Annotated in this window: 13 protein-coding genes; 9 read left to right on the top strand and 4 right to left on the bottom strand. The window is 69.9% G+C overall.

The genetic code is table 11. The annotated features are described in order from the left end of the window. Nucleotides 1–84: 84 nt before the first annotated feature. Nucleotides 85–786, top strand: coding sequence for an esterase (locus ACZY1G_RS20705; protein ID WP_463823649.1), 702 nt, complete (start codon nucleotides 85–87; stop codon nucleotides 784–786). Between the two features lie 4 nt (nucleotides 787–790). On the opposite strand, the gene ACZY1G_RS20710 is transcribed toward ACZY1G_RS20705, so the two are convergent. Beyond that, nucleotides 791–2,068 carry an outer membrane protein assembly factor BamB family protein gene (locus ACZY1G_RS20710; RefSeq protein WP_463823502.1) on the bottom strand — a complete coding sequence of 426 codons (1,278 nt, stop codon included), beginning with the start codon at nucleotides 2,066–2,068 and terminating at the stop codon, nucleotides 791–793. Nucleotides 2,069–2,150: 82 nt separating this feature from the next. On the opposite strand from ACZY1G_RS20710, the gene ACZY1G_RS20715 reads away from it, so the two are divergent. Beyond that, nucleotides 2,151–2,888 carry an acyltransferase gene (locus ACZY1G_RS20715; protein WP_463823503.1) on the top strand — a complete coding sequence of 246 codons (738 nt, stop codon included), beginning with the start codon at nucleotides 2,151–2,153 and terminating at the stop codon, nucleotides 2,886–2,888. Here ACZY1G_RS20715 and ACZY1G_RS20720 read toward each other — a convergent pair. Genes ACZY1G_RS20720 through ACZY1G_RS20730 form a run of 3 tightly spaced genes read right to left on the bottom strand, consistent with a single transcriptional unit; the run spans nucleotide 2,885 to nucleotide 6,509 of the window. After that, the gene (locus tag ACZY1G_RS20720; protein WP_463823650.1) at nucleotides 2,885–4,123 is read right to left on the bottom strand and encodes a glycosyltransferase family 4 protein; all 1,239 of its coding nucleotides are present in this window, start codon (nucleotides 4,121–4,123) and stop codon (nucleotides 2,885–2,887) included. The genes ACZY1G_RS20715 and ACZY1G_RS20720 overlap by 4 nt on opposite strands. A 2-nt stretch (nucleotides 4,124–4,125) precedes the next feature. Beyond that, nucleotides 4,126–5,706 (bottom strand): 1,4-alpha-glucan branching protein domain-containing protein, encoded by a 1,581-nt coding sequence (locus ACZY1G_RS20725; protein ID WP_463823504.1) that lies wholly within the window; start codon nucleotides 5,704–5,706, stop codon nucleotides 4,126–4,128. Continuing rightward, on the bottom strand, nucleotides 5,703–6,509 hold the full coding sequence (locus ACZY1G_RS20730) for a class I SAM-dependent methyltransferase (protein WP_463823505.1): 807 nt from the start codon (nucleotides 6,507–6,509) through the stop codon (nucleotides 5,703–5,705). Before ACZY1G_RS20730 ends, ACZY1G_RS20725 begins: the two co-directional genes overlap by 4 nt. A gap of 191 nt (nucleotides 6,510–6,700) precedes the next feature. Here ACZY1G_RS20730 and ACZY1G_RS20735 point away from each other — a divergent pair, with 191 nt between their 5' ends. The 7 genes from ACZY1G_RS20735 to ACZY1G_RS20765 all read left to right on the top strand — a co-directional run bounded on the left by ACZY1G_RS20735 (nucleotide 6,701) and on the right by ACZY1G_RS20765 (nucleotide 12,911). Further along, nucleotides 6,701–7,492, top strand: a complete 792-nt coding sequence (locus ACZY1G_RS20735; protein ID WP_463816986.1) for an electron transfer flavoprotein subunit beta/FixA family protein — start codon at nucleotides 6,701–6,703, stop codon at nucleotides 7,490–7,492. Nucleotides 7,493–7,560: 68 nt separating this feature from the next. Continuing rightward, on the top strand, nucleotides 7,561–8,517 hold the full coding sequence (locus tag ACZY1G_RS20740; RefSeq protein ID WP_463816985.1) for an electron transfer flavoprotein subunit alpha/FixB family protein: 957 nt from the start codon (nucleotides 7,561–7,563) through the stop codon (nucleotides 8,515–8,517). 163 nt (nucleotides 8,518–8,680) lie between these two features. Next, nucleotides 8,681–9,541 (top strand): GNAT family N-acetyltransferase, encoded by an 861-nt coding sequence (locus ACZY1G_RS20745; protein WP_463816984.1) that lies wholly within the window; start codon nucleotides 8,681–8,683, stop codon nucleotides 9,539–9,541. Then, on the top strand, nucleotides 9,538–10,383 hold the full coding sequence (locus ACZY1G_RS20750; protein ID WP_463823506.1) for a lysophospholipid acyltransferase family protein: 846 nt from the start codon (nucleotides 9,538–9,540) through the stop codon (nucleotides 10,381–10,383). Before ACZY1G_RS20745 ends, ACZY1G_RS20750 begins: the two co-directional genes overlap by 4 nt. 47 nt (nucleotides 10,384–10,430) lie before the next feature. After that, nucleotides 10,431–11,624 (top strand): cysteine desulfurase family protein, encoded by a 1,194-nt coding sequence (locus ACZY1G_RS20755; protein WP_463823507.1) that lies wholly within the window; start codon nucleotides 10,431–10,433, stop codon nucleotides 11,622–11,624. Nucleotides 11,625–11,626: 2 nt separating this feature from the next. Beyond that, nucleotides 11,627–12,700 (top strand): tRNA 2-thiouridine(34) synthase MnmA, encoded by a 1,074-nt coding sequence (gene mnmA / locus ACZY1G_RS20760; protein WP_463816981.1) that lies wholly within the window; start codon nucleotides 11,627–11,629, stop codon nucleotides 12,698–12,700. Nucleotides 12,701–12,740: 40 nt separating this feature from the next. Continuing rightward, nucleotides 12,741–12,911 (top strand): hypothetical protein, encoded by a 171-nt coding sequence (locus tag ACZY1G_RS20765; protein ID WP_463816980.1) that lies wholly within the window; start codon nucleotides 12,741–12,743, stop codon nucleotides 12,909–12,911. Nucleotides 12,912–12,918 lie beyond the last annotated feature (7 nt).

Below are 12,918 nucleotides of genomic sequence, written 5' to 3' on the forward strand. Positions count from 1 at the left end.
GCACTTCCACCACTGTTCCCACCACCGAAGTCCACCCCGCGCCCCCGAGCGACTACGGCGCCGACGATGAGGATGCTGTTGACGATGCGCGTGATCGCCGCCGCCCTTCTGGCCGCCCTTCTGGCCGCCGGTGTGTTCGCCGGCTCCGTCGCTATCCCGGCCGCCGCGGCCGAACCGGCGTGCGCCGATCTGGGCGGGACGGTCGATGCGCAGCAGGTGTGCACCGTGCACATGGACAACCCCACTTACACCGTCGACTTCACGTTTCCGGCCGACTATCCCGACCAGCGGGCCCTCATCGGCTACCTGACCCAGACCCGGGACGGCTTCGTCAACGTCGCCGAGATGCCGGGTTCGTGGAACCTGCCGTACGTTCTCGACGGCAAGGGCGCGGGGTATCGCAGCGGCCCCGACGACGGCGGCACCCGCAGCGTCGTGTTCGAGGTGTACGAGAACGTCGGCGGCGCCCACCCGCAGACCTGGTACAAGTCGTTCAACTGGGACGTCGCCAAGAAGGCTCCGATCACCTTCGCGTCGCTGTTCAAGCCCGACACCCGGCCCCTGGACGTCATCTTCCCGATCGTGCAGTCCGAGATCTCCCGTCAACTGGGCCTCGATTCCCCGATCACCCCGTCCGACGGCCTCGATCCGGCCAAGTACTCGGAGTTCGCCGTGACGGACGACTCGATCATCTTCTTCTTCGGCCAGGGCGAGATCATGGCCGGCGCCGGCGGCGCGCTGCAGGCCACGGTGCCTCGCTCGGCCGTCGCCGCGATGATGGCCTGACAGGTCAAGCCGGCGCGAAACCGTAGACCCGGCCGTCGCTCGTCGCGGTCACCACGCGGCGATCGTGACCGACGGACACCCCGACCGGCCAGCCCGTCGCGTTGGGCAGGCGGTAGCTGTGCACGGTGTGCCCGTCGCCCAGGTCGAACACCGTCAGAGCCATGCCGTCGCCGTCAGGGGCCACGGTGTATCCGACGCCCGCGATGCTGCTCGTCGTCAGCGGCGCCGTGTCGTCGCGGCGCCACAGCCGTTCCGGCCCGTCTCCGGTGTCGCGGATCGCGGTCAGCGTGGCACCCGGGCCGCCACCGGCGACGATCATCCCCTCGGGCGTCACCGAGGGCGGGGTCTGCGCCAGGTAGTCCAGCGGCTGTGACCACTTCACCGAACCGTCCTCGGCGTTGATCGCCCACAGCCGCTCGTCGCGGCCGTTGACGTAGATGGTGTTGCCGTCCGGGGAGAAGACCGGGCTGCCCAGCGGACCGCGGCCGACGGCGTCGCTAGTCCACTCCTGGGTGATCAGCGGGGTCTGTCCCGGCCGGTAGCGCAGACCGACCAGTTCGGGTTCCCCGGCGCTGGGTGGCCACAACGTCACCACGATGACGCCGGAGGACTCGGAGTAGGCCGGCGCGGCAGCTACGGGACACTCCGGCCCGCCGAGCCGGCAGTCCTGCAGACCACGTTCCGAGTCGCGCGGATCCAGGCCCGCCACGAGGTCCACAGACGTGCCCGCCACTGTGCCCCGGTGCGCGTCGAAGACCAGCACCTGGCCGAGGTGGGTGACCACCAGCAGGTGACCGGGGTCCAGGAAGCGCATCGTGGTCGGCATACCGATCACCGGCTGGCGCCAGCGGATCCACTGCGTCGGCGGGAACGACAGCACCGCGCCGGGCTGGCCGACATAGAGATTGTCGAAGCCGTCGAACAGTGGACTGGAGAGGCCGCCGCCCTGCCAGAGGCGCGTGCACCACCGTTGACGCGCCCGGTTGTTGGTCTCCCAGACCATCAGCGAGCAGCCGCCGGCGGTCTGGGCGTTGACGGCGAGGTAGTTGCCCGAACCCAGCGCGACCTGTGCGGCGAGTTCACCTCTGACCGAGCGCACCCACTCCAGGCGCAACGTGTCGGCGCCGGCTCGTGCGACAGAACTCCGGTTGGCGGCGTCGGCGTACTGGGCGGCCCAGCCGGAGGCTGCGCGGGCATCGACCCAGGAATCGGTCGTCCCGCATGACGAGGCGGCTACGGCGACGAGCACGGCGCTGGCCAGCACGATGATTCGCCGGAGCACGGGTTCCCTTCTTGTCGCGGTGGACGTCAGCCCCCGTGAGGGTAACCGTTCGGGGTTCCACGCTCGCGTAGGCTTTCCGGCCATGACGACGATGTGGGGCGCGCCGCTGCACAAGCGCTGGCGTGGATCGCGGCTGCGGGATCCTCGCCAGGCGAACTTCCTCACGGTGGCGTCGTTGAGATGGGTTCTCGCCAACCGCGCCTACACGCCGTGGTACCTGGTGCGGTACTGGCGTCTGCTGAAGTTCAAGCTCGCCAATCCACACATCATCACCCGCGGCATGGTGTTCCTCGGTAAGGGCGTCGAGATCCAGGCCACCCCGGAGCTCTCGCAGATGGAGATCGGCCGGTGGGTGCACATCGGCGACAAGAACACCATCCGCTGCCATGAGGGTTCGCTGCGGATCGGCGACAAGGTGGTGCTCGGCCGCGACAACGTGATCAACACCTACCTCGACATCGAGCTCGGCGATTCGGTGCTGATGGCCGACTGGTGCTACATCTGCGACTTCGACCACCGGATGGACAACATCGAGCTGCCGATCAAAGACCAGGGCATCGTCAAGGGCCCGGTGCGCATCGGCCCCGATACGTGGGTCGGGGTCAAGGTCAGCGTGCTGCGCAACACCACGATCGGGCGCGGCTGCGTGCTCGGCTCGCACGCGGTGGTCCGCGGCGACATCCCGGACTTCTCGATCGCGGTGGGGGCGCCCGCCAAGGTGGTCAAGAACCGCAAGACCTCGTGGGAGACCTCAGTGGCCCAGCGCGCCGAACTGGCGGCAGCGCTGGCCGACATCGAACGGAAAAAGGCCTCCCGCTAACCCTCGCGGTGCCGCTCGGGCAGCGCCAGTTCGGCGATCGGTCGGCGCGGTTGGGGGCGGCGTTCGCCGCGCTTGGCGCCGAGATACACCTGCGCGGTCTCGGCGGCCACCGTTGCCCACGCGAAGTCGGAGGTGAGTCGCTCACGCGCGGCCGTGGCGGCTTGCTGGGCGGCGTCGGGGGCATCGAGCACGGTGCGTACGGCGGCCGCCAACGCGGCCACATCGCCCGGCGGGAACGTGTGACCGGTGGTGCCGTGGCCGACGGCTTCGCCGAGACCGCCCGCGTCGGACACCACCAGGGGTGCGCCGGCCGCCGCGGCCTCCAGCGCGACGATGCCGAAAGGCTCGTAGCGCGACGGCAGCACCGCGACGTCGGCACGGTGCAGCAGCGCCAGGAGCTGTTCGTGGTCGACCAGGCCGACGAAGTCGACGGCCTTGAGCACGCGGTGCCGACGGGCCTGCTCGGTCAGGAACGCCAGCTGCGTGCCGTCGCCGGCTATCGTCAGCGTGGTGCCGGGGTGGGTGCGCCGGATGCGGGGGAGGGCCGCGATCGCGTCGTGGACCCCCTTCTCGTATTCGAGCCGGCCGAAGTAGAGCAGCTCGGCGGGGCCGGTCCGTGGCCGGCGCATGGCGAAAGGCCAACCCTCGGTGTCGATTCCGTTGCGGATCACGGCGATCTCGGGCAGGCCGGGGCCGAACAGTGAGCTGATCTCGTCCCGCATGGACGCCGAACACGTGATGAGCGAATCGGATTCGTGCACCAGCCAGGATTCCAGCGCGTGCACCTGGCGGCTGATCGCACCGCTCACCCAGCCGGAGTGCCGGCCGGCCTCGGTGGCGTGAATGGTGGACACCAGCGGCGCGTCGAAGAACTGCGCCAGCGCGACGGCAGGGTGGGCGACCAGCCAGTCGTGGGCGTGCACGACGTCGGGCCGCCAGTCGCCGAGGGTGAGGCCGGCGCGCACCACCGCATGGCCCATCGCCAGGGTCCAGGCCATCATGTCCATGCCGAAGGCGAATTCGTGGGGATCTTCGGCGGCGGCGATCACACGCACGCCGTCGCTGATCTCGTCGGTGGTCGGATGGCTGGCGGGGTCGGTGCCGGTCGGCCTGCGGCTGAGCACGACGACGTCGTGGCCGGCGGCGACGAGTTCGGTGGCAAGGTGATGCACGTGTCGGCCGAGCCCGCCGATCACCACCGGCGGGTACTCCCACGACACCAGAAGGATCTTCATCGTCACGGGCTCGGGAGTCGGCGGGCGTCCAGCGCACCGAACAGACCGTCGGCGCGATTCCAGCCGGCGGCAAGACGTTCGGCGTGCTCGGTGCGGCCCGAGGCGAGCGCGTCGGAGATCTCGCGGGTCGCGTGGGCGTGCAGGTGCGCGCGGTAGCGGGCGTAGTCGGCGGCCGAGTCCTTGCTGACCATGAACGGCCAGTCACTGGACACCGTCAGCAGGGTCTCCCGCAGGATCTGATCGGCGACCAGCAGCCGCGGGCCCGGTGAGCCGAGGGCCGCCGAATGCGCCAGGGACTTGTCCACGGTGCTGAGCGCGGTGTCGACGACCTCGGTGTTGAGCCGCACGAGGTCGGCCACCTGCTCTCCCGACCACACCTGCCAGTCCTTACCGGATCCCCATGAGCTGGGCGGTAATTCGACCGGTTGGCCGACGTAACCGGCGGCCAGTGCGTCGGCCAGGGTGCCGACCTGGACACCGGCCTCCGGCAGCGCGCGCAGGACCTGCGCGAGCCACTGCGGCCCCTCGTACCACCAGTGTCCGAAGAGTTCGGTGTCGAACGCCGCGATGACGTGAGCGGGCCTGCCGATGCGCGCGCTCTCACTGAGGAGGCGCTCCCGCACCGTCGCGACGAAGTCGGCGACGTGGGCGTCGACGGCGGCCGCGGCACGCTCGGGATCGTAGGGCGCCTTCTCGTCGGAGGGCACATTGCGCCCGGTGACCCGGGCGGGTTTGAGCCCGGTCGCGTGGTCGTAGGTGTGGAAGTCGCGGTAGGCGGCGTGGCCGGGGTATCCCGAGCGCGGCGACCACACGCGGTAACTCACGGTCAGGTCGCGGCCGAACGCCACGACCGGCGAGTCGGCGACCGGCCGGCCCAGGGCGGTGTCACCGTGCAGGGACGGCCCGTCGACCATGAAGTGGCCGACGCCGGCTGCGGCGTAGTCGATCTCCATGCCCGGGGCGTAGGCGCACTCCGGCGCCCAGATGCCTGCCGGTTGGTGGGCGAAGCGTTGGCCGGCGTCGGCGAGGCCCTCGCGCAACGCGAATTCGCGCAGTCGCGGGGTGAGCAGGGGCTGGAACGGGTGGGCCAGCGGGCCGCCCAGCAGCTCGATGACGTCACCGTCGATCAGCTCGCGCAGCACTGGGCTGCCGCCGTGGCGCCACAGCGTCTCGAACTCGGCGAGCTCCCGGTCGGCCTCTGCCAGTTCGCGGGAGCCGAAGCGGCGCAACGCTTCTGGCGCAGAAGCAGGAGACGGACCGGTCGGGGTGCGTATCGTCGCGGCTTCACGGGCGCGTAGCCGCCAGTTCGCCACCCAGTGGTGCATGCCCTGCAGGCAATACGGATCGTCGAGCTGGGCGGCCACCACGGGCGTGACGCCGAGGGTGAGCAGATGCCGTCGGTTCTCCGCGGCCAGCGTGCGCAGCACCCGGACCAGCGGCAGGTAGGCCGCCGACCACGATTGGTAGAGCCATTCCTCACCCACCGGCCATCTGCCGTGGTGGGCCAGCCAGGGGAGGTGGGTGTGCAGGACGAAGGTGAACAGTCCCGGCACCGGCTCGGCGCTCGGCTGCCCCGATGTCACGGCCGTACCGCGATCGCGACCAGATCGAGGCTCTCATCGATGTTCCGATCGGTGTCGCGATCGATGTCGAAGTCCTCGATCGTGATCGAGGCGATGTCGGTGAGCAGATCGGCCGGCCACGGCGCATCGGACAGTGCGCGGGTGATCTGTGCGTCGATGATCGATCCGCCGTGTCGGGCGTCCAGCTCACGCAGGCGGGCGCCGTGGTAGACGCCGTACAGACCGTCGAGGTGAAGGCCCGCGTCGGTCAGCAGCTCGGTCAGCTCCGCGGCATTGAGCTCGCGGGTGTGGAACGGGTTGACCGGGGTGTCGCTGCCGGGGGTGAAGGTGATGCGGTTGGGCGTCGACATCAGCAGCAGGCCGCCCGGGCGCAGCACCCGTCGGCACTCGGCGACGAACTGGCCCTGGTCCCACAAGTGCTCGATCACCTGGAAGTTGACGACGATGTCCACCGACTCGTCGGGCAGCGGCAGTTCGGCGAGGTTGCCGTGGCGCATGTCGACCCTGGGGTAGCGGGCCCGCACATGGGCGACGGCGTACTCGTCGTAGTCCAGACCGATCACGCGGCGCGCGACGCCTGCGATCAGGTCGGCGCCGTAACCTTCGCCACATCCGGCCTCCAGCACATCGGCGTCGGCGAAGCGCTCGGCCAGCCGGGCGACCAGGTCGCGGTAGACGATCTCGTGGCGGCGGAACCAGTAATTCTCCTCGGCGACGTCGGGCACGGTTCGCTCGCCGGTCATCGCCATCGGCGCATCGGCCGGCGGCTCACCCACCTCGGAGGTGGTCACGTGTGTGCTCATCGGAAGGCAGGCTAACCCGTAACCGAGCGATGACGAATAGTTCGTCGCACCCGGGCGGGCGAGACCGCGTACTTCGACCAGCTATGGTGTTTTTGCGAACCGCCTTAAGTTACCCACTGGTAACATGGGGGTGAGAGCTCCAAACGTGATAAGGCGGGCCGGTCACCGGCCCCTTCGAGAAGGACGAACTCATGACGAACATCGTGGTTCTGATCAAGCAGGTTCCCGACACATGGTCGGAGCGCAAGCTCTCCGACGGTGACTACACGCTGGATCGTGAGGCCGCCGATGCGGTGCTCGATGAGATCAACGAGCGCGCTGTCGAGGAAGCGCTCCTGATCAAGGAGCGCGAAGGCGGCGACAGCACGGTGACGGTGCTCACCGCCGGTCCCGAGCGTGCCACCGAGGCGATCCGCAAGGCGCTGTCCATGGGTGCCGACAAGGCGGTGCACCTCGTCGACGAGGGCCTGCACGGTTCGGACATGGTGCAGACCGGCTGGGCGCTGGCCCGCGCGCTGGGCACCATCGAAGGCACCGAGCTGGTCATCGCCGGTAACGAGGCCACCGACGGAACCGGTGGCGCCGTCCCGGCGATCATCGCCGAGTACCTCGGCCTGCCGCAGCTCACCCACGTGCGCAAGCTCACGGTCGAAGGTGGCAAGGTCACCGGCGAGCGCGAGACCGACGACGGCGTGTTCACCCTCGAGGCGACCCTGCCCGCCGTGGTCAGCGTCAACGAGAAGATCAACGAACCCCGCTTCCCGTCCTTCAAGGGCATCATGGCCGCCAAGAAGAAGGAAGTGACGAAGCTGACCCTCGCCGAGATCGGCGTGGAGTCCGACGAGGTCGGCGTCGCCAACGCCGGGTCCAAGGTGCTGTCGTCGACGCCCAAGCCGCCCAAGACCGCGGGCGAGAAGGTCACCGACGAGGGCGAGGGCGGCACCAAGATCGCCGAGTACCTGGTCGCTCAAAAAATCGTCTAGGCAGACCCCCGGCCGACCCCGAAAAACTCCCCCTTCCATCACCGAAAGACTCAGAGGCAACGAATCTCATGGCTGAAGTACTTGTGCTCGTGGAGCACGCTGAAGGTGCGCTGAAGAAGGTCACCTCCGAACTGATCACCGCCGCCCGCACCCTGGGTGAGCCCGCCGCGGTCGTGGTGGGCAAGCCCGGCACCGCCGACGGGCTCGTCGACGGACTGAAATCGGCCGGCGCCGCGAAGATCTACGTCGCCGAATCGGACGACGCCGAGAACTACCTGATCACCCCGTACGTCGACGTGCTCGCCTCGCTGGCCGAGTCCGCATCGCCTGCGGCGGTCATCCTCGCCTCCAGCGCCGACGGCAAGGAGATCGCCGGACGGCTGGCCGCGCGTATCGGCGCGGGCATCCTCAGCGACGTCGTCGAGGTCCGCGAGGGTGGCGTCGGCATCCACTCCATCTTCGGTGGGGCGTACACCGTCGAGGCCGAGGCTGTCGGTGACACCCCGGTGATCACCGTGCGTCCGGGCTCGATCGAGGCCGCGCCGTCCGACGGTGCCGGCGAGGTCGTCTCCGTCGAGGTGCCCGCACCCGCGGAGAACGCGACCAAGATCACCAAGCGTGAGCCCGCTGTCCAGGGTGACCGTCCGGAGCTCACCGAGGCGACCGTGGTCGTCTCGGGCGGCCGTGGTGTCGGCAGCGAAGAGAACTTCAAGGTCGTCGAAGAGCTCGCCGACTCGCTCGGCGGCGCCGTCGGCGCGTCGCGTGCGGCCGTCGACAGCGGCTACTACCCGGGCCAGTTCCAGGTGGGCCAGACCGGTAAGACGGTCTCGCCGCAGCTCTACATCGCGCTCGGAATCTCCGGCGCCATCCAGCACCGCGCCGGCATGCAGACGTCGAAGACGATCGTCGCGGTGAACAAGGACGAAGAGGCGCCGATCTTCGAGATCGCCGATCTCGGCATCGTCGGTGACCTGTTCAAGGTCACCCCGCAGCTGACCGAGGCCATCAAGGCTCGCAAGGGCTGATCACCTCCAGGCACACCGAGCGGCCCCCGTCCTTGCGGACGGGGGCCGCTCGCTGTCTCGAGCCTCGAACGTCCGGGGGCGCACCCGAACCGTCACCCACCGCTCATGAACACGTCACGCACCGCTTGCCGTCGCGCCGATCGCCTGCGCGACCGTGCTGACCATGAGCACTGCTTCTGTACTCATCTCCGCCCAGGACGTCCACGACACACACATGCCGGCCGGTACGGCGCCCCGCTACTCGCTCCTGCTGTGCCGAGACGACGCCTCGATCGAGGCGGCCCAGCGGCTGCGCTACGACGTGTTCACCTCTGAGCCCGGATTCACCCTCGCCGACGGCGGCAGTGGCCGGGACTCGAGTGGTCTGGACAGAGACCGATTCGACGAATACTGCGACCACTTGCTGGTCCGCGAGGACCGCACCGGCGAGCTGGTCGGCTGCTATCGCATGCTGCCGCCGCCGGGTGCGATCGCCGCCGGCGGCCTCTACACCGCAACCGAGTTCGACGTCTCGGCCCTCGACGCGCTGCGGCCGTCGCTGGTCGAGATGGGTCGGGCCGTGGTGCGCGACGGGCACCGCAACGGTGCCGTCGTCCTGATGATGTGGTCGGGCATCCTGGCCTACCTCGACCACAGCGGCTACGACTACGTGACCGGGTGCGTCTCGGTGCCCGTCGCCGACCCGGCCGGTGTCGAACCCGCCGGCACCCACCTGCGCGGCGTCCGCGACTTCGTGATGCGCCGCCACCGCGCGCCGCGCGACCTCACCGTCCGCCCGTACCGGCCGGTGCTGGTCGACGGCCGCAACCTGGACGACATCGCCCCGCCCGCCCGGGTGTCGGTACCGCCGTTGATGCGCGGATACCTGCGCCTCGGCGCCCAGGTCTGCGGCGAACCCGCCCACGATCCGGACTTCGGCGTCGGCGACTTCCCGGCGCTGCTCGACAAGCGCAGGGCCGACATCCGCTATCTGACGAGATTGCGCTCGGCGGGCGCGGCGACCTCGACGGTGGGCGCATCGTGAGCGCCCGCCCGCACGCCTGGTTGCCCGCCGCCTCGTGCGGCCCGGCCTGCATCTCGGCGGGCACCGCCACGTCGAGCCGGCGCGCCGCCACCGCTTTCCGCGTGACGTTGCGCGCGGCGCTGACCGTGGTACTGCTCCCGACGCTGCCGGTGCTGGCCGTTCCGCTGCCAGGCCGATCGCATCTGCAGCGCCGATACTGCCGAATCGTGCTGCGCTGCCTGGGGATTCGGATCACGGTGTCCGGCGGGCCGATTCGCAACGTGCCCGGCGTGCTCGTCGTCAGCGGGCACGTCTCGTGGGTCGACATCTTCGCGATCGGCGCCGTCATGCCGGGCGCCTTCGTCGCCAAGGCAGAGATGATCGGATGGCCCGGGCTCGGGGCGCTGGCCCGGCTGATGAAGGTCATCCCGATCGAACGGGACAACCTCCGCCGGTTGCCGGAGGTGGTGCACGCGGTCGCCGAGCGGCTACGCGCCGGCCGCACCGTGGTGGCGTTCCCCGAAGGCACGACGTGGTGCGGCCTGGGTTACGGGCCGTTTCGCCCTGCGATGTTCCAGGCCGCGATCGACGCCGGCCGTCCGGTGCAACCGCTGCGGCTGAGCTATCACCACCGCGACGGACGGGCGTCCACCGCGGCGGCCTACATCGGTGACGACAGCCTGCTCACCTCGATCCGCAGACTCGTCACGGCGCAACGCACCGTCGTGCACGTCCGCGTCGAATCACTGCAGCTGCCGGGAGAGGATCGCCGCGACCTGGCCGCGCGATGCGAGGCCGCCGTGCGGGGGACCAGCGCGATCGCGATCAAGGCCCGCGGAGAGGGTCACGCGCTGGCGGCCTGAGTGCTCGAATGCGGGCGCGGGCCTCGTCACGGCTATTGTGGAGCGTTGTGACTGCGTCCGCGGTGTATCTCGACCACGCTGCCACCACCCCGATGCGCCCAGCTGCCATCGAGGCGATGACCTCTGCGATGGCCTCGGTCGGGAACGCCTCGTCACTGCACGGATCGGGCCGCCTGGCGCGGCGTCGGCTGGAAGAGTCCCGCGAGACCCTGGCGGGCCTCTTGGGCGCGCGCCCCTCGGAGGTGATCTTCACCGCCGGAGGTACCGAAAGCGACAACCTCGCCGTCAAGGGCATCTACTGGGCCCGCCGTGACGCCGACCCCGCCCGCCGCCGGATCGTCACCACGCCCGTCGAACACCATGCGGTCCTCGACGCCGTCGAATGGCTGGTCGACCACGAAGGCGCCGAGGTGACCTGGGTGCCGGTCGACCGGCGCGGGATGGTCACCGCCGAGGCCCTGCGCGCCGCCATCGGCGACGCGGGCGATGTCGCCCTGGTGTCGGTGATGTGGGCCAACAACGAGGTCGGCACGATCATGCCGATCGCCGAGCTGGCCGCCGTGTGTGCGGCCGCCGGTGTCCCGATGCACAGTGACGCGGTGCAGGCGGTCGGTCAGATCCCGGTCGACTTCGCCGCGTCGGGCCTGTCGGCGATGAGTGTGACCGCGCACAAGTTCGGTGGCCCCACCGGCGCGGGCGCGCTCCTGCTGCGGCGGGACACCGCGTGCGTACCGCAACTGCACGGCGGTGGCCAGGAACGCGACGTGCGCTCGGGCACGCAGGACGTCGCCGGGGTGACCGGAATGGCCGCTGCAGCGCGCGACGCCGTCGAGACCATGGATGTCACGGCGGCCCGGGTGCGTGCCCTGCGAGACCGCATGATCGACCAGGTGCTCGCGACCATCGACGACGTGGAACTCAACGGCCCGTCGGGTGCCGGCCGGTTACCCGGCAACACCCACTTCACTTTCCGCGGGTGTGAAGGTGATTCGCTGCTGATGTTGTTGGACGCCAAGGGAATCGAGTGTTCCACCGGGTCGGCGTGCACCGCGGGAGTGGCGCAACCGTCGCACGTGCTCACCGCGATGGGGGCCGATCCGGCCAGCGCCCGCGGTTCGCTTCGATTCTCGCTGGGACACACCAGCACCGACGACGACATCGACGCGGTGCTGGCCGTGCTGCCCGCGGCCGTGGAGCGCGCGCGGCATGCGGCGTTGGCGAGCGCGACGGGACGGGCGTAGCCATGCGGGTTCTGGTTGCGATGAGTGGCGGCGTCGACTCTTCGGTGGCGGCGGCGCGCATGGTGGACGCCGGACACGACGTGACGGGCGTGCATCTGGCTTTGTCGTCGGCGCCGGGCACGCTGCGCACCGGTTCGCGGGGATGCTGCTCGAAGGAAGACGCCGGCGACGCCCGTCGTGTCGCCGATGTGCTCGACATCCCCTTCTACGTCTGGGATTTCGCCGATCGCTTCAAAGAAGACGTCATCGACGACTTCGTGGAGGCCTACGCGCGCGGCGAGACCCCCAACCCGTGTGTTCGCTGCAACGAGCGAATCAAGTTCTCCGCGTTGGCCGCTCGCGCCTTGGCGCTCGGTTTCGATGCGGTGGCCACCGGCCATTACGCGCGACTGTCCGACGGTCGGCTGCGCCGGGCCGTGGATCATGACAAGGACCAGTCCTACGTTCTGGCGGTGCTCACCGCCGAGCAGTTGCGTCATGCAGTGTTCCCGATCGGCGACACCCCCAAGGCGCAGATTCGCGAGGAGGCGGCCCGGCGGGGACTGTCGGTCGCCGACAAGGCGGACAGCCACGACATCTGCTTCATCCCCACGGGGGACACCCGGGCGTTCCTCGGCGCGCGGATCGGTGTGCGCAGGGGAGCGGTCGTCGACACCACCGGCGCCGTGCTGGCCGAACACGACGGTGTGCACGGCTTCACGATCGGGCAACGCAAGGGGCTCGGCATCCCCGGTCCCGGTCCGGACGGTCGACCCCGGTATGTCACCGGTATCGACGCGGACTCGGGCACCGTCTACGTCGGTGACGCCGCCGATCTCGAGGTGCATTCGCTGCGCGGAGAGCGGCCGGTCTTCACCTCAGGGGTCGCCCCCGACGGTCCGGTCGAAGCCACGGTGCAGGTGCGCGCTCACGGCGGTACGGCCGACGCCGTCGCGCACGTCCATGACGGTGCCGTCGTCGTCGACCTCCGTAGCCCGCTGCGCGGGGTAGCGCCGGGGCAGACGCTCGTGCTCTACCGCCCTGACCCTCAGGGGGACGAGGTGCTCGGTAGTGCGACGATCGCCGAGGCGCGCTGACGAACCGCTTCGCCTGCGGCGCAATGCTTTCCGGTGTGCCGTGGCGCTCGGAGTGTGGTGCACGGCGCTCGCTCCGGCCGCGCCGCTCGGCGAGCATGCCTTCAGCGCCGCCTGCACCAGCCCGGGTCGGCCCGCCGTGATGATCCTGCGCGACCATGGCATCGTCACCCCGGCTGATGACGGTTACGTGTACCGCCGCTGCGGCGCCTGATTGACAG

Source organism: Mycobacterium sp. IDUB_5, from assembly GCF_055419565.1.